Raw genomic sequence first — 19,118 nt, 5'->3', positions numbered from 1 at the left:
GACCGACTGTCCGTCAGTGGACCGAGTTGCCCAGTTCGCGCAGCGGGGTCTTGCTGGTCTCGCGGGCCCAGATCGCACCGGCGACGGCCAGGAGCGAGGACGCGGCCACGATCCAGGCGGCGGGGCCCCAGTTTGCCTTGTCCGCGCCGACGAGTGCGGTGCCGAGCAGCGGGGTGAAGCCGGCGCACAGAATGCCGACCTGCAGGCCGATGGCCATGCCCGAGTAGCGGACTTTCACGTTGAATAGCTCCGAGAACCAGGCCGGGTAGATGGCGTTGGACATGGCGTAGGTGCCGGCCGTGATCAGCGTGCTTGTCAGGAAGATCATGGGGACGTTGCCGGTGGAAATCACGGAGAAGTAGACGAAGATCATGGCTCCTGATCCGAGGACGCCGGTGATGAACACCGGGCGGCGGCCGTACTTGTCAGAGAACCAGGCCATCAGCGGCTGGGTTGCGATGGCCAGGACGTTGCCGGTGATGCTGACCCAGAGCATGGTGGAAGCGGGAACCCCGACAGACACCGCATAGGCCAGGCCAAAGGACTGCATGAAGGTGTTGGTGACGGTCTCGAAGGACATCAGGGCCACCTGGAAGAACTGGGCCGGGTGCGTTTTGAACATCTTGGCGAAGGGGAGCTTCACCAGCTCGCCGTGATCATGTTTCTCCTCGAACACTTCGGGTTCCTCGAGCGAGCGGCGGACCAGGTACGCGACGATCAGCACGATCAACGAGAGCCAGAACGGGATGCGCCAGCCCCAGGCGAGGCGGTCGGCTTCACTCATGGCAGCCACGGGCAGGAATGCCAGCGAGGCCAGGACGATGCCGGCGGAGATGCCGCTCATCGCAAAACTTGCGAAGAAGCCGCGGCGCCCTTCCGGGGCCTCCTCGGTGGACAGGGCGGAGGCGCCGGCCGTTTCGGCTCCTGCGGAGAGGCCCTGCATGAGTCGCAGGAGCACCAGCAGGGCAGGGGCCCAGTAGCCGGCGGTGTTGAAGTCGGGCAGCATGCCGATGAGGAACGTGGCCGAACCCATCAGCACCAGCGTCAGCACCAGGGTGTTCTTGCGGCCGATCTTGTCACCCAGGTGGCCGAAGACCACCGCGCCGAAGGGGCGTGCCACATACGCCACGCCGAAGGTGGCGAAAGAAGCGATCAGGGCAACGGTGGGGTCTCCTGCCGGAAAGAAGATCTTGGAAAAGACCAGCGACGCGGCGGTCGCGTAAATGAAGAAGTCGTAATACTCCAGCGCGCCGCCAAGGAACGCGGCGAGGGCTGCTTTCTTGGCCCGCTTGAGCTGGCGCTGTTCGGCTCCGATGCTGGCGCCTGTAGCTGTATTTGTCATGGTGCTTGCCCTTCCGCGCTGAAAGACGGTCGTTGTTTGCTAAATTTGTGCGCATTCCGAACAGCTGTGCGGTATGCGATTATTGAAAGAGTAGCGCAGAGTGAGGTGCCTCACAACACCCCCGGCTGAGTCTCCCAAGCGAAAGGTGCCACCATGGAAAACCGCACACCGGCCTCCCGGCTGTTCCTCATCGGCTCGCAAGCCTCGGCCGCCATGTCACCCGGGCTCTGGGGTCCTGTCCTGGAACAGCTGGGAAGCAGCTGGACCTACGAGGCCTGGGATGTCCCCGCCGGGCAGGACATGTCCGGCGTCCGCGCCGCGATGCTGGGCGCCGACGTCGTGGCCGCAAACGTGACAATGCCCCACAAGCAGTGGGCCGCGGGGACGGCTGACACTGTTACCGAACAGGTCCGGATCAGCGGAGCTTCCAACCTGCTGGTCCGGCACGGGCGGCGGCTGAGTGCACACAACACTGACATCACTGCCGTCGCCGAGCTGCTGGGCGGCGGGCACCAGCGGCATGCCCTGATGCTCGGGGCGGGCGGCGCCGCGCGTGCAGCACTGGTCGCGCTGGCGGAACTGGCGGACCGGGTCACTGTGACAGACAAGGATCCGCGTGCGTCGCGGCAGTTGCTGGATCTCGCCACCAGCCTGGGCATGGAAGCCGCTGCAGTGACGTGGGCCGAGGCGCGGGATCATGCGGCGGACGCCTCGCTGATCGTCAATGCGACGCCCCTCGGCAAGAGCAGTGCCGACGAACCTGCCTGGGGTCCTGCAGGGCTCTCGCCGGACACCTTTGTCTATGACTTCGTCTATGCAGGCCACACGACTGCCACCATCGCAGCCGCGAGGGCGCAGGGCCTGCCTTGTGCCGACGGCTGGGACCACCTTCGGGCGCAGGCGGTGGCTATGATCCCCATCCTTGGACTGGCACCGGAGACCGGTGCCCTCCTGGGCCGGACACTCGCGGACATCAGGACAGGGAACTGACCACGGGCCGAAACCGGTCTGACCCCGCGGACCCGCCGCGCTTTATCCGGATATGATCGGAATAAGCCTGCGGACCCGCGTCCGCGGAGGCCGACATTGAGCTTCAGGGAGGGCAAGCGATTCCATGGCGGAGCAACCCGATTACTTCGTGAAGTCTGTGGAAAAAGCGTTTGACGTGCTGCGCTCCTTCGCCCCCGACGAGCCCCGCCTGACTGTGTCCCAGGTCGCCGCAAAATCGGACATGACCCGGGCCTCCGCCCGGAGGTTCCTGCTGACGCTGACCGACCTCGGATACCTTCGTGCCGACGGTCCGTACTTCGAACTGACGCCCCGTTCGCTGGACATCGGACAGTCCTTCCTGGCGAACCTGGCACTTCCGAGAATCGCCGAGCGGCACCTCAAGTCGCTGGCCGCGGAACTCAACGAAACGACCTCCTTGTGCATTCTCGACGGCACCGACGTCGTCTATGTCGCCTGCGTTCCGTCGCCCCGGCTCCTGAGTGTCTCCATCAGTGTGGGCACCCGGTTCCCCGCCTGGGCAACCTCGATGGGCCGGGTCCTGCTGGGTGCGCTGTCCACCGCCGAGCTGGAGACGTACTTCGAGTCCGTCCAGCTGCAGCGGTTTACCGAACGCTCAATCGGGAGCCTGGAGCAGCTCCAGGCCGAGGTGGACCAGGCCAGGACGAAGGGATGGTCCATGGTCTCGCAGGAACTGGAGGAGGGCCTCCGCGGTGTGGCCGTTCCGGTCTGGCGCGGCCACGAGGTGGTCGCCGCGGTCAACGTGTCCCTCCAGACCCACCGGGCCCCGGCGGAAGCCATCGAAAAAACGGTGGTTCCGCTGCTGCAGGACGCCGCACGGCAGATCGGCCACGACTACGGCGGCCGGGCCGCCGCACCACTCACTACTGCAACCCGGGGATAACATGATCACACGCCACGACGTCGATGAAGCCGCAGACAGGATCGCCGGGCTGATCCGCCGCACTCCGGTGATCGAAGCGGACCGGGAGAGCTTCCCCGGGACTGTCTGGCTCAAATGCGAGTTCATGCAGCACACGGGTACGTTCAAGGCCCGGGGTGCGTTCAACCGCGTGCTGGCCTGCCGCGAGAGGGGCGAGCTCAAAGAGGACATCGGAATCGTCGTCGCCTCCGGAGGGAATGCCGGCCTCGCCAACGCCTATGCCGCAGCACAGGCAGGCGTGCCTGCCACGGTCTTTGTCCCCGAGACCGCCCCGGCCATGAAGGTGAAGAAACTCCGGGAATCCGGGGCGTCCGTCGTCCAGCGCGGTGCCGAATACGCCGTCGCCTACGACGCCGCGATCGCGTATGCGGCCGAAACCGGGGCCGTGTACTGCCACGCCTACGACCAGCCCGAGATTGCCGCCGGTGCCGGCACTGTCGGCTCGGAACTCCTGGAACAACTGGGCGGCGTGGATACCGTGCTGGTGGCAGTGGGCGGCGGGGGCCTGATGGCCGGGATAGCGGCCGCCGTCGAAGGCTTTGCCAAGGTGGTGGCCGTGGAGCCGGCAACGGCCCCCACCCTGCACGCCGCGCTGAAGGCAGGCACGCCGGTGGACGTGGCCGTCTCCGGGATCGCCGCCGACTCGCTGGGGGCGCGCCGGATCGGACAGATCGGTTTCGATGTCGCGGTACGGACGGGCGTGGTGGGCGTGCTGGTGTCCGACGACGAGATCGTCGCCGCGCGCTCGCGGCTGTGGGCCGACTACCGGATGGTGGTGGAGCATGGCGCGGCGGCCGCTTTTGCCGCCCTGGCCTCGGGGGCCTACGTCCCGACGCAGAGCGAGCGCGTAGCCGTGATCCTCTGCGGAGCGAACACGGACCCGTCCACGCTCTGACCGTCGGTCACTTCGCCGCGTCGGTCAGTTCGCCCGTCGATTAGATCGCCGCGCGGCCGCCCGGACGTGCTGCGATCCGTTTTGGCTCCTTGCGGTCGCGCCGGGCGTAGATGCGGGACCGCTCGCTGGACAGGGCCAGGATCAGCAGGATATCCAGGGTGAGGCCTGGCAGGTTGGTCTGCAGGGTGATCCCCGGGCCGCCGTTGGCCACGTCAATGACCTGCAAGCCGATCGCCGCCGTACTCACCGCCATCGTGAGCGTTCGCGCCCAGTTCCGGCCCAGGAAAACGAACCAGGCGAGAAGCATTTCAGCGAAGGCAAAAAGGGCCACCACGGCCACGCCAAGGTAAAGCGCCAGCAGCGCCTGGCCCGTGGTCAGGCCCGCCCTGGTTCCGCTGCCAGGTTGAAGGAGCGGCTCCAGGTGCGCGGCCGGGAAAAGAATGATGGACACGGCCAGGGCTGCCGCGGCCACTGCACGGCCGGCGACGAGGACCGCCCCGATGATGGTGGGGGCGGGCCGTCTGTTCCGGCTGTCGCTCGGGAGCCGCGGCGCGGCAAGTCCGGGCACCGGCGTTGCGCGCAGGTCAACAATGGGGAGGTCTCCGTCGGTGGCAATCTCATCACCCCCGCCGTTGCGGCTGTGGTAGCCGGTGGAGAAGTCCCGGATGACCCGGACGACGGCTGCCGGGTCGGCGTCGGAAATGGACGCGACGATATGGTCCCGCTCGTCGTCCGTGTGTTCGTCGATCTTGTGCGTGATCTGGAGGGTGAACAGCGAGAAGCCGACGCTGCGGTCATAGGTACCGGCAGCCAACCAGTCCGCGGCCACGCCGCCGGGGAGCAGCCAGCCGGGCGGGCATCGCCAGAAACGGACGTGGTGGCGCTTGCCGGGGTTTCCGTCCACCTCCTGCTGGTAGGCGAAGTCCTGCTGCCGGCCGAACAGGAAGAGCGGGCTGACCGGAGCCTCAAGGTAGCTGCGGCGCAGCACGGTGGAGGTGACGATCCTCCAGCTGCTGGCGAGGGTCACGTCGTCCGCGATGGTCCAGCCCGCCCGGCGCATCACGTGGTGGAGCTGGGCTTCGGAGCCAAGCAGGGCAACGTTCACCGGATCGCCGAGGAGGCCGTCGCTGGTGCGGGCGCGCCCGATGAAGTAATCGGGCACATAGAGGCGGGTCAGGATCGAGTGGAGCCTGGGCAGCACGAGGTAGGCGAGCATGGCCCAAAAGATGAACATGAACCAAAGCTGGCCCCAGCCCCACTGGAAGCTCAGCTCAAGGAGGAGATAGGTCAACCAGACGGCGGCGACACCACCGACCAGGAAGAAGATCCGGTCCCATGCGGTATCGAGCGCTGTGCGGGAAACGCCCGCGACAGGCACCTTCACCGCAGGCCTGGTCATGGGCAGAATAATACTGGAGCAGGTGGCTGGTCCTGTGGGCACAGCGGCCCGGACTGAGGTGCATGGTGTTTCCCCCCGTGAAGCGTGGCGGTCAGTCCAGTGGAAGGGTGACCGTGATGCGTGTGCCCTGGCCGGGCGCGGTGTCGACGGTCGCGGTGCCGCCGGCTTCGTGGACCGCGATGGACATCAGGAGCAGTCCGAACCCCTGCGGCCGGCTGCCGCAGCGGTCAGCGCGGTCGAAACCGGTGCCGTTGTCAGCCACGGTCAGCCGGATGCCGTGGTGCACCGCAGCGAGCCGGACCGTGAGTTCGGTGGCGGCGGCGAATTTGAAAGCGTTGCTCAGCGCCTCCTGCGCGGCGTGGTAAAGCAGCCCGGCACTGCCGGCCGGGATCTCGATACCGTGGTGCGGCGTCTCCCACCGGACCGTGGTCCCCTGCTCCCGGAGCGGGGCGGCGAGCCGGTCTATGCAGCCGGCGAGCCCGAGGGCATGAAAATCCACCGGTGCCTGATCGGTAATGACGCCGTGGATCGCGGCGACTTCATTGACAGCTGGAGCCTTTTTCATGGCCAGTCCTGCTTCCTTGCAGCCTGTGATGCTTCCTTCTCACGGGTGCTGGGTTCCCGCCTGGATGTATGACTCAAGGGTGGACCGGCGGAATCACGAATGACGCGACTTTGACGCAATTTTTGCTCAAGTTCAGGAGGATTCCCGTGGTCGTCTCAAGAGATGCACAAGATTTGATGACCCGGCGATGCCGCATCTCGCTCCGTGTGTAGGCTCATCAACGAACCCCCTTAAATCCAGATAATGGAAATACCCATCCAAGGTGTTTTCGCAGACGAATGTTTAAGGGTGTGACCGGAGACTATGGGGGCATAGATGGAAGAACGCGGTATTGCCGTTGTTGTAGAGGACGACGACGACGTCAGGCATTCCCTCAGGGAAGTGCTGCTGCAATCAGGGTTCTCCGTTTACGCGACGTCTTCCGGGCTCGAAGGGGTAGAGGCGGTCCGCCGGTACAACCCCGTGGTGGTCACCATGGACCTGGGGCTTCCGGACTTTGACGGCCTTGAGGCCTCCCGCCGCATCCGCACGTTCAGCGACGCCTACCTCGTCATCGTGACCGGCCGGGTGGACGAAGCCGACGCCATCATGGGATTCGAAGCAGGGCGGACGATTTTCTGACCAAGCCCTTCCGCCCCCGCGAGCTCCGCGCGAGGATCGCCGCGATGCTCCGCCGGCCCAGGCAGGCCGTCGAGGCGGCCGTGCCTGCCGGTGACCTGCGCGGAGCCCCTGCCGGGCCGGCCGTGCCAACGCGTCCGGCCGGCATGCTGCAGGTCGGACCCCGTGAGCGAGACCGTTCCGGTTCAGATCTCGCGGAGTTCGAGCACAACGGGCTCACGCTGAGCGAGGGAACCAGGACCGCCGAGTTTGAGGGAACGAGGGTTGAGTTGACCCGGACGCAGTTCGATCTCCTCCTGGTCCTCCTGGAAAACGGACGCCTGGTGCAGACCAAGGCCGACCTGGTCCGCCGCCTGAGGAACGAACCCTACGACACCGGTTCCTATGTCAGCACCGCCGAAGAGCGCGCCGTCGAAGTCCACATGGGGAATCTGCGGAAAAGGCTGGGGGACGATTCGCGCGCGCCGCGATGGGTTGAGACCGTCAGGGGAATCGGCTACCGGCTCGCGCCGCAACTAGATGCCGGCTGACCTGCCCCCGGCTGCACGTCCGAGCCATGGCCCCGAACATGGCCCCGAACTATGGCCGGGGGCCCCGTGGCATGGGATTCTTAAGCTTGGCGGAGGGAAGCACCGTGACTCCCAAGCAACTGGTTCTCGTAGTGGCTGCCACCGTGGGCGTCCTGGCCCTGGTGCTGATTTCGATCGACTGGGCACCGGCTGCGTTGCAGGATCCCGCCCGGACCTTGGGCGTCCTGAATGCCCAAGGAGTCATCCGCTGGGGCGAGAACCCGGACAGGGCACCTTTCTCCGTGTTTGAACTCTCCCTGTTCGTGGCAGTGGGACTGGCCTTTGTCCTGGCCGGCATGACGGCGTGGCAGACCCGGCCCAACCGGAATCCCGGCCTTCTGCTGGTGCTCGCCGGACTGCTGTGGCTGGCCGCCGGAGTGCGGCGGTCCAGTGATCCGGTGCTGTTCACAGCCGGTGTGGCGCTGACGCTCATGTACCAGCCGCCGCTGCTGCAGCTGGCCCTGAGCTTCCCCTCGGGAGTCCTGCGCTCGCGGGCGGAACGGGCTGCCGTCGTTTTCTTCTTTGCTGCCTGGGCAGTCATCGCAGTGGCGAGCTGGGCCTTTTTCGACCCGCGGCTGCACATCGCGGCGGGGGAGTCCACCTCCCGCAACCTGCTTCTGCTGTGGGACAGCCCGCAGCTGACCAGCGCCATCGGGGACGCTGCCCGCATTGTCCAGGTGGGCATCGGCATGGCCATTGTGGCCGTGCTGGTCTCCCGCTGGCGGTCCGGCTCGCCCGCGTACCGGGCAGCATTCCTGCCGCTGTGGCTGGCGGTGATCATCAAGACCGCGTCCACCGTCTGGGTCTCGCTCGCCGTGGTGCAGCTGACCGGATCACTCTCCAACGAGGCTCTGTTCTGGCAGTACCCGGCGACGGCGATCGTCCCGCTCGCCGTCTTGCTGGGGCTGTGGCGCTACAGGTTCGCCCGCGGTGCCCTGAGCGAGCTGATGGTGGAGATCGGGATGGCGCCGGTCAGCGACCGGCTCATCCGGGCCCTGCGCAGGTCGGTCCGGGACCCCACCCTCAGTCTGTGGCGGTGGTCGCCCGCGCTGTCCGGCTTCGTGGACGACGACGGCGTGCCCCGCGCGGTCCCGGAGGACGGATCCGGGCGGGCGGCCATGGTGCTGGAGCGCAACGGCACTCCTGTGGGGGCGCTGGTTTTCGACGAGGCCCTCCGGGACCAGCCCCAGCTAATGGCCGCCGTGCGGAGCGCCACGTCCCTGGCCCTGGACAACCAGAACATGGAACAGCAGCTGCGGGACCAGCTGATCGAGGTCCGGCGCTCCCGGGAACGGATTGTCACGGCCGGGGACGCCCGGCGTCGTGAGCTCGAGCGGGACCTTCACGACGGCGCCCAGCAGCGGCTCGTTGCGGTGTCCATGGACCTGGCAAGGGCGCGGCGGGCCGCGACCCCGGCGGAGATGAAGGAGCTGGTGGACCAGGCCAGCGACGAGCTCGCCGTCGCACTGGCGGAACTTCGTGAGCTGGCCCGGGGCGTTTACCCGCCGTCGTTGCGGGAAAGGGGGCTGGCAGGCTCCCTGACGGCGCTCGCCGAGCGCTCGGCGCTCCCCATCGAACTGGACGTTGACCTGCCGCAGAGGCCGCCGCCGCAGGTGGAACTCGCGGCGTATTTCATTTGCGCCGAGGCCGTGACCAATGCGGCCAAACACGCCCGTGCCTCGAACCTGCAGATCAGCGTCACGGGCGCGGACGCCGGACTCAGGCTCCACGTCACGGACAACGGGATCGGCGGGGCAAGCCCCGGGGCCGACGGCGGGCTGCTGGGGCTGGCCGACCGGGCGGCAGCCCTGGGCGGCTCCCTGACGGTCACCAGTCCGGAAGGCGGCGGAACAACCGTGGCGGCAACCCTGCCGTTCGCGGCCGACCCCACGGAGGACATGCCATGACATTGCGCGTCGCCATCGCGGACGATTCGGCGCTGCTGCGCCGGGGCCTGGCCGCGCTGCTCGCCTCCGAAGGGCTGGAGGTGGTCTGCGAGGCTGCGGATGGCCAGGAACTGCTGGCGTGTGTTGCCGCCCTTCAGCCCGATGTTGCCGTCGTCGACATCCGCATGCCGCCCACCTTCACTACCGAAGGGATCCAGGCCGCGACGGCGATCAGGCAAGACCAACCCGGAACGGGCGTCCTCCTGCTGTCCCAGTATGTGGAGACGGAAAACGCCATGCAGCTCCTGGGGAACGGAGCGAAAGGCCTGGGCTACCTCCTGAAGGAGCGGGTCTCGGACATCGACGAGTTCATCGACGCGCTGCACCGGGTGGCAGCCGGCGGGACCGCCGTCGACCCTGAACTGGTGGCACGGATGGTGGCGCGGCCGCATAACGGCCACCAGCGGGAAGATGAGCTCAGCAGCCGGGAACGGGACGTCCTGGAACTGATGGCCCAGGGGCGCACCAACCAGGCGATCGGGAAGACCCTGTTCCTGGGGGAGCGGACGGTGGAGGCGCACATCCGGAGCATCTTCCTGAAGCTTGGTCTGCGACCTGAACCCGAGGACCACCGCCGGGTCCTCGCCGTGCTCACCTACCTGCGCCAGCACTAGCAAACCCGGCGGCCGCCCTTGTGGGACGGCCGCCGGGTTCCGGTCAGAGGGACGCTAGTTGGACATCGCGCTAGTTGGACATGGACGTGGTGCCGCTGCTCTTCCAGCCCGTGAACGGCGACCAGACCCCGCCGGCTCCTTCCTGGTGGCGGACCTTCTGGTACACCTCCTCATTGCCGATCTCCGTATTGGTCAGGGTCCGGACGTTGTGGATGGTGACAGTGCCGCTGTAGTAGCCGAGGCTGCGGCTGAAGCTGGAGTTGCCGAGGTGGTCGTCGCCGTTGGGCCAGTCGTCACTTTCCCAACGCTGCTGCTCGATGTAGACGGAACGGTTGTTGTAGCAGCGCACCTGGATCTGGTAATCCACCAGCTTGGTGCCCGAGGAGTTGAAACCGGCAAAGACGGGCTTCAGCGGGGTGACGGTGCAGGCGTAGTTGGTGGTGGCGGCCTGGGCAGGCGCGGCCAGGGCGACGCCGCCCGCAGCAAGTCCCAGCGTCATTGCTGAAACGAGTGCGATCTTGGCGCGGGAGGGACGGGACTTCGTTGTTCCGGCGGTCATGGACATTTGTTTGCTCCTGTTGCGGTGATTGTGGTTTCGGCCAGGAATCCTTTCCTGATGCCGTGTTTCCATGGTGCGGCGGGGGTGCTGTCGCTGACTTCCGTGCTAGCACTGTTTGTCCGGCACTGTTTGTCCGGCACTGTTTGGCCCGCACTGTTTGTCCGGCGCAGCAGGATTATCAGCTTGCTTATTATTTCCGGGGTTCCTAGTGTTAAACCCGTAAGGAATCCGGCAAGAGGAGGACATATGTCAGCGCACAATATTGCAGGCAAGAAGGTTGCGTTCCTGCTGACCGACGGCGTGGAACAGGTGGAGCTCACCAGCCCTTGGAATGCCGTGAAGGAAGCCGGCGGCGAGCCCACGCTCGTCGCGCCCAAGGCGGGAAAGCTGCAGGGTTACGACGGCACCGAAAAAGGCGAGACCTTCGACGTCGACATCACGGTGGCGGAGGCCAATGCCTCCGATTTTCACGCCCTGGTCATCCCCGGCGGTGTGGTCAACGCCGACCACCTTCGCGTGGACAAGGACGCCCAGGCCTTTGCCCGCAGCTTCTTTGAGCAGCACAAGCCCGTGGCCTCCATCTGCCACGGCCCGTGGCTGCTGATCGACGCCGGAGTGGTCCGCGGGCGCAAGCTGACCTCGTACCACACGCTCCAGACCGACCTGAAGAACGCCGGTGCGGACTGGAGTGACGCGGAAGTGGTGGTGGACCAGGGGTTCGTGACCAGCAGGCACCCCGGCGACCTCAACGCCTTCAACGACAAACTGCTCGAGGAGATCGAGGAAGGCGAGCACGCCGGCCAGACTGCCTGACCGTCGCGCAGCAACTGCGTGACCACAGAAGAAGAGAGGCCCGACGGCGGCAATTGCCGCCGTCGGGCCTCTCTTCTTCTGTCACCCGGGTCAGTCGCTGGAGCTGGGTTCCGTGGTGAGGCCCCGGTCGTCCGCGGTTTCGCTGTTCTGTTCCTCGGCCGGTCCCGGAGGCCTGGTGCCTCCTGAGCCGGCCGGGCCGCCATCAGCGGGGCCGGAGGCTGCGTGGCGGCCGGAGCTGCGGTCCGCCGGCTCCTCCCTCGGCACTGGTCTTGTTCCGTCCTCGACGCCGTCGCTCACGATGTCTTGGGGCTCGTTGTGTTCCGTGCTCATTGACTACTCCTCGTCTTGCGGTGTCTGACTGCACGAGCGTGTAGAAAGTGCACTGACTTTCCCACGCTACAGGCGGGCGGGAAGCGAGTACAGGCGCCTCCGCTGCTGCCCTATGCCATGGAAGCCCATTGCCGCAGTTCGCGGGTTTCGCCGTAGGGAACGTCGCGGCTGACGGCCACGGTGTAACTGGAGAAGCCGGTCTGGGTGACCAGCACACCGTGGCGCCGCTCCTGCATGGCGTGCCGGAGGGCGATGTCCACCGCACTGTTGAGGTCGTTTTCGATGGTTGCGGGGTCGTGGGCAATGATTTCCAGCAGGATGTCCGAGTGGTGCTTGATCATGGGGTGCTCTCTTTCGCGATGACGGGGCGGTAGGCCTCTGAGGGCGGATTTGGTGAGGGGTGTTCCTTGGACAAAATTGCCGAGGACAAAAGTAGCGCCGGTTGAGGCTGGAGATAATTCGAGGGGGCCCGGCATTCTGTGATGGGGCGGGGCCGGTGCGAAGCTTCCGGCGGAGGGACCGGGAACGTTGTGTCGTTCCTGCGGATCCACCCTTAGTGTGGCGGACAGCCGGGCCGCAAGGCAATCATTTCAGTGGAATTTCCCGTGTGTCCTGCATCACACGTTTGTCCGTCGGCCCCTTGCCGCGGCGTTCCCCGATCAGCCGCAGCTCCACGTAGTTCCTCCCGGCGGTGTTCCCTTGATGGCCCGCTCCGGGGGTTCGTATCCGCGTGCGGCTTTGCTCGGTCCTGGGCTACTTCCACGCGTCCGCGGTCCTGCCGGCAGGGGGATATATTGGCAGGACAACAGCTGGCGCAACCGGGAGGGACCATGGCGAACTCCGCATCGGGGGAGTCCGTCATCCAGCGCGTGGTGAAAATCCTGGACGCCTTCTCCCGGGGGAATCCGCGGCTGACGCTCGCTGAGCTGGTCCGCATCACCGGGATGTCCAGCAGCACCGCCCACCGCCTGGCAGGCGGCCTGGTGGACAGCGGGCTGCTCAACCGCGGCGCTGACGGGGACTACGGCGTAGGCGTAAAAATGTGGGAGCTCGCCTCGCGCAGCAACCCCCTCGAAGAGTTCCGGCGCCGCGGGCTTCCCTTCCTGGAAGGCGTCCACGCGGCCGTCCGCGAGAACGTTTCCCTGTCCGTCCCCGACGTGGAATCCGGCAGTGTCCTGTACCTTGAGCGGCTTGACCGGCACGGCACAGTGCTGAACCTCGCCGACGTCGCCGGCCGGCTGGACATCCACAACACGTCATCGGGCCTCGCCATGATGGCCCACATGCCCCGCCACGTCCAGGAGCGTTTCCTGGCGGGCCCGCTGCAGAAGACCACGCCCGCTACGGAAACGGATCCCGTCAAGATCCGCGCGCACCTGGCCCTGATCCGCGAGCGGGGCTACGTCCGGCTGGCCGGCGTCCTGGTCCCCGAAAACACCGCGTACTCCGTGCCTGTGTTTGGTGAGGGCAATAGCGTGATCGGTGCGATCGCCGTCGTCGTCCCCACCGCTGACGAGAAGCCCCAGGTGATCCTCCCGGTCCTGGTGGCCGCGGGCCGCGGCCTCTCCCGAACGATGGGTGCGGAGCGCCGGCCGTACGGCACCCGGCCCTGGCTCGAGACGGGCCGCCAGTCCGCGGACGCCCGGGACGCGAACATCTAAGCATCCGCCACCGTCCCGTTGAATGGGATTGACCGCTGTCTGTCGTGATGCCGCTCATACAGTTTTGAGTCAGGGAGCCACGCAAGCCACCGCCAACGGGCACCCGGAAGTCCGGCCCTGAACAGGACGCCGGCCGCGAGAACTCTTACGGACCGTGCCGCCGCATTGTGGCGCCGGCTCCCACCACACTTAGCCCGTGAACTCGATGAGGAGACACTAATGGGACTTGTCCAAGAACCCCCGGCACTTGACGTCCGGGAGACTGCCGTCCTGCGCGGCGACGTCCTGGAACCGGACATCCAAAACCAGGCCGAAATCCGTCCGGCCAAGATGCCCAGGAAAGCGGCGCTGGCCTCGTTCCTGGGTTCCACCCTGGAGTACTACGATTTCTTCATCTACGGCACCGCGGCAGCGCTGGTCTTCCCCAAGATCTTCTTCCCCGGCGGCGACCCCGTGGTGGCACTGCTTGGAGCGATGGCCACCTTCGGCGTCGGTTACCTGGCCCGGCCGCTCGGCGGCATCGTGATGAGCCACTTCGGTGACAAGGTGGGCCGTAAGCAGGCCCTCATGATCACGCTGGTGATCATGGGCGTCGCGTCCATCGGCATCGGCTTCCTGCCCACCTACGGCCAAATAGGCTACTGGGCCACGGCCCTGCTCCTGGTTGGCCGCCTGGCCCAGGGCTTCTCGGCGGGTGCCGAAGCCGCCGGCGCATCCACCCTCACCATGGAACACTCCCCGGAAGGCCGCCGCGGCTTCTTCACCAGCTTCGTCATGACCGGCTACGCCTCCGGCATGGTGCTCTCCACCGTGGTCTTCATCCCGCTGGCGGCCCTCCCCGAAGACCAGCTGCTCAGTTGGGGCTGGCGCATCCCGTTCTGGCTCTCCGTTGTGGTCCTCGGCGTCGCCTACTGGATCCGCACCCGGCTGGAGGAACCGCCGGTCTTCGAAGAAGCCGTAGATCCGGCCAAGCCCAAGGGCATGCCCGCGGCCGAAGTACTGAAAACCCAGTGGCGCGACGTCCTGCGGGTAGCCCTCGTCATGCTGTTCTCCGTCATGCAGACCACTTTCACTGTCTACGCCCTGGCCTACGCCACGGGAAGCTCCATCGGGCTGGACCGGACGTTGATGCTCACCGTCAACGCCGTCACCATTGGCCTGTCCATGTTCACCATCCCGCTGGCCGGCATCATCTCGGACAAGTTCGGCCGCAAGAAGGTGCTCCTGGTGGGCGCCCTTGGCTGCGCTGTCACCTCGTTCGGCTACTTCTGGGCCATCAGCGAGCACAACGTCCCCCTGATCTTCGTTTTCGGCTTCCTGAACATGAGCGTGTTCTACTCCTGCTGGAACGGCGTCTGGACGGTCTTCTTCCCCGAGATGTTCCCCGCAGCGGTCCGCTACTCGGGCATGGCCATCGGCAGCCAGGTGGGACTGATCCTCACCGGGTTCGCCCCCGTCATCGCCACGGTCCTCGCACAGCCCGGCCCCGGCGGCTGGATCCCGGTGGCCAGCTTCACGGTGGTCTGCCTGGCGGTCTCCGCGATCGCCATTGCGACGGCGAAGGAAACCCACAGGACCCCGCTCGAAGAGCTCGGCCTGCCCCGGAAGCGCCGCGTTTCCGCCTAACGCACCAGTTTGTGCCCAGCGCCCCGCCCGCTTGGCCGCCCGGCTGGCGGCCCGCATCCACGCACCAGAAAGTTGATCCTCCCGTGACTCCATCAGTATCCGCCCGCACCTTCCGCGTCGGCATCGTCGGCTGCGGCGCCATTTCCCGCAACCACCTTGAGGCCTTCGGCTCCCTGGCCAACGTCCGGATCGTCGGGGTCTGCGACATCGACCTGGACCGGGCCCGTGCCACTGCCGAGTCCTGGGATGTGCCGAACGCCGTGAGCACGGTGGGCGAACTGCTGGACCTCGGCGTGGACATCATCTCGGTCTGCACGCCGCACCCCACCCACGAGGAAGTGGTGCTGCAGGCGGCCGCCGCCGGCGTCCACGTGCTCTGCGAGAAGCCCATCTCAACCGACCTGCCCTCCGCCGAGCGGATGACCGCTGCCTGCGCCGACGCCGGCGTGAAGCTGGGCGTGCTCTTCCAGCGCCGCTTCTGGCCTGGCGCCCAGCGGATCCGTAAGGCGATCGACGACGGAACGCTGGGCCGCCCGGTGATGGGCCAGTGCTCGGTGATGCTGCACCGCGAACCCGAGTACTACTCCAAGGACGCCTGGCGGGGAACCTGGGCCAACGACGGCGGCGGCGTGCTGATGACGCAGGCCATCCACTACATCGACCTGCTGCAGTGGTTCATGGGGGACATCGCCGAGGTCTACGGCAGGATCAACAGCTACAAGCACGGCGCCCACATCGAGGTGGAGGACTCCGCCACGGCCGTCCTGACGTTCACCTCGGGGGCCATGGCAACGCTGGAAGCCTCGACGGCGGTCTCGCCCAGCCTGGGCGTGCAGATCCGGATCACCGGCGAGACCGGCGCGTCGGCTTCCCTCACCGAGTTCCCCGAGGGCAGCGACGGCCGGTTGGACCTGTGGGCCGTCGGCGAGACCATCAGCACGGAAGCCGTCCACCCGGCCGGCGTCCGCCCCAACGTGGACCTGGCCTCCATCAACGGCCAGCTCATTCCGCACCACACCAGCCAGGTCCGCGACTTCGTGGCCGCGCTGGAAAACGGCACCGAACCGGCCATCACGGGCGAGGACGCCACCAAGGCGCTGCGCATCCTGCTGGCCGTCTACGAATCCTCCCGGACCGGCGTCCCGGTCCGCTTCGCCGCCGTGGAGCCACCGGACATCACCGGCCGGCACTCCGCGCCGGAGGCACCGGCAGTTCAACTCACCAGCCGCACTGCGGCCGCACGCTAGGGAAGGCCCATGACCACCGAACGCTACGCAGCCCGCCCGCTGACCCTCGGACGCAACGGCCGCACACCGCGGACCCTCCGTAACCGGCTGGCGTCCGCTCCGATGGAACGCAACTACGGCACCACGGACGGCCGCATCACCGAGCAATACATCGATTACCTCGTAACCCGTGCCAGGGCCGGACTGGGTATGGTGACCACCGAGGCCACCTACGTCCGCGCCGACGGCAAGGGCCGCACCCACCAGCTGGGACTGCACAACGATGCCATGGTCCCGGGCCTGCGCAGACTCACGGACGCCCTGCACGCCGAGGGCGCCCTCGCCGCCGTCGAAATCAACCATGGCGGCCGCACCGCGCAGGCCGCGGTGTCCGGGTTCAAGAACCTGGCGCCGTCGCCGGTGCCGTGCGAGGTGGCCGGCGGCGAGGTGCCGCGCGAGCTCACCGCCGGGGAGTGCCACGACCTCGTGGACGCGTACGGGCAGGCCGCCCGCCGCGCGGTGCAAGCCGGCTTCGACGTCATCAACATCCACGGCGCGCACGGCTACCTGATCCATCAGTTCATGTCCCCGGTCTCCAACCGCCGCACGGACGAATTCGCCGCACCGGAACGCTTCATGAACCTGGTGATCGACCAAGTCCGGCACGCCGCTCCCGATGCCATCGTCGGCATGCGCGTCTCCGTGGTGGAGGGCCCGGCGGACGGCATCACCGCTGACCGGCAGCTGGAGATCGTCGCCAAGGCCCACCTCGAGCACCTCGACTTCCTGGACATCTCCGCCGGCAGCTATGAGGCAGGCGAATGGATCGTGCAGCCGGGCGAGTGGAAGCCCGGCATCCTGGCCGATTACGCCAAGGCTTACCGCCGCTTCGGCCTCCCCCTGGGCATGGCCGGCCGGCTGAACTCCGCGGCCATCATCGAGGAGGTCCTCAGCGAGGGCACCTGCGACTACGTCAGCCTGGCACGCGCCATCCATGCCGACCCCGCCTTCGTTGGCGGCGTCCTTCACGACGAGCGGTACCGCCCGTGCATCGCCTGCAACGTCTGCATCGACAACCTGGGGCTCGGCCAGGTGACCTGCACCGTCAACCCTGCCGTCGGCCGCTCCCGCGTCCCTGTCCCCACGCCCGCCGTCCGGGAAGGCTCCCGCATAGTGGTGGTGGGCGCCGGTCCGGCCGGCCTCACCGCCGCCCGTGAACTCGCCGAAGCCGGTGCGCAGGTGACCGTGCTCGACGACGGCGCCCGCCCCGGAGGCCAGTTCGCCCTCGCCGAGCGCATGAAGTCCACCCCGGACTTCCACCGCTTCGCCGAATGGTCGGCGGAGGAGAACGCACGGCTCGGCGTCGAGGTCCGGCCCGGCACGCACGTGGACACCGACGACGTCGCCGCGCTCGTCCGGGAAACCGGCGCCGACGCCGTCGTGCTGGCCACGGGCGGGCTGCGCCCGGCCGCCGGGTTTCCCGGCGGGGATTCCCCGAACGTCCTGGACATCCGCGAGTGGCTTGCCGCCCACCCGCGCGTTCTGGACGGTTCGGAGATCCCCGGGACCGTGACCATCTGGGGTGCCGACTCCGTGGCCATGAGCGTGGCGGACACCCTGGCGGACCGCGGCACCGCCGTGCTGCTCGTAGGGCGGCAGGAGGTCATCGCGCCCGAATCGGGCCGGCGCGCAAAGATCCTGGCCGTGCCGCGGCTCGAGGAGAACCCCCGGGTCCGGATCCGGCTCGGAGTGAGCATCGAGGCATACGACGGCGCCCGCGTCCGGCTCAGCAGCGGCGAATGGCTGGACGCCCCGGGGCCCCTGCTGGTCTCCCGTTCGGTTGCCCCGCTGGACGGCTCCGTGCCTGCCCGTGAGCGCGATGCCGCACTGAGCTTCGCGGCCGGAGTTCCCGTGACCCTCGCCGGCACAGTGGTGGACCGGACCCCGGCCATCGCCTCCAACGCCGTGAAGAGCGGCTACGACGCAGCCCAGCGCGTGGCAGCTGCGCTGGCCGCCCGCCCCTCTGCTGATCGAGCCCGCCGAGATCAAGCGAATCTTTCCCTGAACGGAGCAGCATCATGACCACGCAGGCACGCCGCCAGGTGGGCCTCGCCCAGCTGTCCCTCGTGGGGACCGCGCCGCCGGACCTCGTGACCATCGCCGCAGAAGCGGGCTTCGATTTCATCGGCGCCCGCGTGCGGCCGGTCACCGCCGCCGAGCGGGCCTACGACCTGCACCCCGGATCGCCCATGCTGAAGGAAACCCTGGCCCGGATGCGGGACACCGGGGTGGCGGTGAAGGACATCGAGTTCCTGCTCCTGGACGGCAGCGAGCAGCGCGAGGCCTGGCTGCGGATGATGGAAGCAGGCCACGCGCTGGGCGCCGGCTCGCTGACCGTTGCCGGCGCCGATGCGGACACCGCCCGGCTGGCAGACACCCTGGCCCGGATGACGGAGGACGGCCGGGACTTTGGCATCGTGCCCACGCTGGAACCGATCTCCTACCAGGCGGTACATTCCATCCCCGCCGCCGCGGAGCTGGCCCGTGCAGCCGGCTGCAACATCGTGGTGGACGCCCTGCACTTCAACCGCTTCGGCGGCACTTTCGAGCAGCTGGCAGCCAGCGTGGACCTTGTCCCGCTGCTGCAGCTCTGCGACGGCCCGGTACAGCGGCCCGCCAGCCGCGAGGAACTCGTGGCCGAGTCCCGCTCTGAACGCGGCGTTCCCGGCGAGGGCGCCTTCGATCTCGCCGCACTGGTAGCCGCCTTCCCCGCCGGGACACCGGTCAGCGTGGAAACGCCGTCGGACCGGAGGGTTGCCCAACTCGGCGAGCAGGGCTGGGCCCGGGCACTGAAGGCCGCTGCCGACGCCGTGCTGGCGGCAGCGGAGGACCTCCAGGAAGCGGGGTCCAAATGAGCACGGTGCAGGAAAGCACGACGACGGAGCTCGCCCCCGGCATCCACGTTCCGCTGATCGGGCTGGCCCAAGCTACGGACACTACGAGA

General features: G+C 67.5%; 17 protein-coding genes and 1 pseudogene. 12 read left to right on the top strand and 6 right to left on the bottom strand.

Annotation, left to right across the window (positions count from 1 at the left end):
* Positions 1-13: 13 nt before the first annotated feature.
* Positions 14-1,342, bottom strand: a complete 1,329-nt coding sequence (locus ARTH_RS17740; protein WP_011693324.1) for an MFS transporter — start codon at positions 1,340-1,342, stop codon at positions 14-16.
* Positions 1,343-1,495: 153 nt separating this feature from the next.
* Between ARTH_RS17740 and ARTH_RS17735 the strand changes: the two genes are divergently transcribed.
* The 3 genes from ARTH_RS17735 (at position 1,496) to ARTH_RS17725 (ending at position 4,188) form a co-directional block, all read left to right on the top strand.
* On the top strand, positions 1,496-2,332 hold the full coding sequence (locus ARTH_RS17735; protein ID WP_011693323.1) for a shikimate dehydrogenase family protein: 837 nt from the start codon (positions 1,496-1,498) through the stop codon (positions 2,330-2,332).
* A 124-nt stretch (positions 2,333-2,456) separates the two neighbouring features.
* Entirely contained in the window at positions 2,457-3,254 is a 798-nt protein-coding gene (locus ARTH_RS17730; RefSeq protein WP_011693322.1) for an IclR family transcriptional regulator domain-containing protein, read from the top strand.
* A 1-nt stretch (position 3,255) separates the two neighbouring features.
* On the top strand, positions 3,256-4,188 hold the full coding sequence (locus ARTH_RS17725; protein ID WP_011693321.1) for a threonine/serine dehydratase: 933 nt from the start codon (positions 3,256-3,258) through the stop codon (positions 4,186-4,188).
* A gap of 40 nt (positions 4,189-4,228) precedes the next feature.
* Here the strand turns inward: ARTH_RS17725 and ARTH_RS17720 are convergent, their stop codons facing one another.
* Both ARTH_RS17720 and ARTH_RS17715 read right to left on the bottom strand, forming a co-directional pair.
* A complete protein-coding gene (locus ARTH_RS17720) occupies positions 4,229-5,587 on the bottom strand; it encodes an LssY C-terminal domain-containing protein (RefSeq protein ID WP_011693320.1) in 1,359 nt (452 codons plus the stop codon).
* 91 nt (positions 5,588-5,678) lie between these two features.
* A complete protein-coding gene (locus tag ARTH_RS17715; RefSeq protein WP_011693319.1) occupies positions 5,679-6,152 on the bottom strand; it encodes a sensor histidine kinase in 474 nt (157 codons plus the stop codon).
* Positions 6,153-6,467: 315 nt separating this feature from the next.
* Here ARTH_RS17715 and ARTH_RS17710 point away from each other — a divergent pair.
* The 3 genes and pseudogenes from ARTH_RS17710 (at position 6,468) to ARTH_RS17700 (ending at position 9,899) form a co-directional block, all read left to right on the top strand.
* Positions 6,468-7,300: pseudogene (locus ARTH_RS17710) on the top strand (response regulator transcription factor).
* Positions 7,301-7,404: 104 nt separating this feature from the next.
* Positions 7,405-9,246 carry a sensor histidine kinase gene (locus ARTH_RS17705; RefSeq protein ID WP_156810702.1) on the top strand — a complete coding sequence of 614 codons (1,842 nt, stop codon included), beginning with the start codon at positions 7,405-7,407 and terminating at the stop codon, positions 9,244-9,246.
* Complete coding sequence (locus ARTH_RS17700; RefSeq protein WP_011693315.1) at positions 9,243-9,899, top strand: response regulator transcription factor; 657 nt, start codon at positions 9,243-9,245, stop codon at positions 9,897-9,899. Before ARTH_RS17705 ends, ARTH_RS17700 begins: the two co-directional genes overlap by 4 nt.
* A 70-nt stretch (positions 9,900-9,969) precedes the next feature.
* Here the strand turns inward: ARTH_RS17700 and ARTH_RS17695 are convergent, their stop codons facing one another.
* The gene (locus tag ARTH_RS17695) at positions 9,970-10,464 is read right to left on the bottom strand and encodes a hypothetical protein (protein WP_011693314.1); all 495 of its coding nucleotides are present in this window, start codon (positions 10,462-10,464) and stop codon (positions 9,970-9,972) included.
* Between the two features lie 240 nt (positions 10,465-10,704).
* On the opposite strand from ARTH_RS17695, the gene ARTH_RS17690 reads away from it, so the two are divergent.
* A complete protein-coding gene (locus ARTH_RS17690; protein WP_011693313.1) occupies positions 10,705-11,271 on the top strand; it encodes a type 1 glutamine amidotransferase domain-containing protein in 567 nt (188 codons plus the stop codon).
* 90 nt (positions 11,272-11,361) lie between these two features.
* Here the strand turns inward: ARTH_RS17690 and ARTH_RS17685 are convergent, their stop codons facing one another.
* Positions 11,362-11,601 (bottom strand): hypothetical protein, encoded by a 240-nt coding sequence (locus tag ARTH_RS17685; protein ID WP_011693312.1) that lies wholly within the window; start codon positions 11,599-11,601, stop codon positions 11,362-11,364.
* Between the two features lie 110 nt (positions 11,602-11,711).
* Complete coding sequence (locus tag ARTH_RS17680; protein ID WP_052309724.1) at positions 11,712-11,942, bottom strand: hypothetical protein; 231 nt, start codon at positions 11,940-11,942, stop codon at positions 11,712-11,714.
* A 489-nt stretch (positions 11,943-12,431) separates the two neighbouring features.
* Here ARTH_RS17680 and ARTH_RS17675 point away from each other — a divergent pair, with 489 nt between their 5' ends.
* The 5 genes from ARTH_RS17675 to ARTH_RS17655 all read left to right on the top strand — a co-directional run bounded on the left by ARTH_RS17675 (position 12,432) and on the right by ARTH_RS17655 (position 19,029).
* The gene (locus tag ARTH_RS17675) at positions 12,432-13,262 is read left to right on the top strand and encodes an IclR family transcriptional regulator (RefSeq protein ID WP_011693310.1); all 831 of its coding nucleotides are present in this window, start codon (positions 12,432-12,434) and stop codon (positions 13,260-13,262) included.
* A gap of 219 nt (positions 13,263-13,481) precedes the next feature.
* The gene (locus ARTH_RS17670) at positions 13,482-14,888 is read left to right on the top strand and encodes an MFS transporter (protein ID WP_011693309.1); all 1,407 of its coding nucleotides are present in this window, start codon (positions 13,482-13,484) and stop codon (positions 14,886-14,888) included.
* Positions 14,889-14,971: 83 nt separating this feature from the next.
* Positions 14,972-16,135, top strand: a complete 1,164-nt coding sequence (locus ARTH_RS17665) for a Gfo/Idh/MocA family protein (protein ID WP_011693308.1) — start codon at positions 14,972-14,974, stop codon at positions 16,133-16,135.
* Positions 16,136-16,144: 9 nt separating this feature from the next.
* Positions 16,145-18,196, top strand: coding sequence for an FAD-dependent oxidoreductase (locus ARTH_RS17660; RefSeq protein ID WP_011693307.1), 2,052 nt, complete (start codon positions 16,145-16,147; stop codon positions 18,194-18,196).
* Entirely contained in the window at positions 18,193-19,029 is an 837-nt protein-coding gene (locus ARTH_RS17655; RefSeq protein WP_011693306.1) for a sugar phosphate isomerase/epimerase family protein, read from the top strand. The genes ARTH_RS17660 and ARTH_RS17655 overlap by 4 nt, the downstream gene beginning before the upstream one ends.
* Positions 19,030-19,118: the final 89 nt, after the last annotated feature.

The organism is Arthrobacter sp. FB24 (genome assembly GCF_000196235.1).
Taxonomy (GTDB): domain Bacteria; phylum Actinomycetota; class Actinomycetes; order Actinomycetales; family Micrococcaceae; genus Arthrobacter.
The sequence above is the reverse complement of the archived record's forward strand: the minus strand, read 5'-3'. Positions and strand labels throughout refer to the sequence as shown.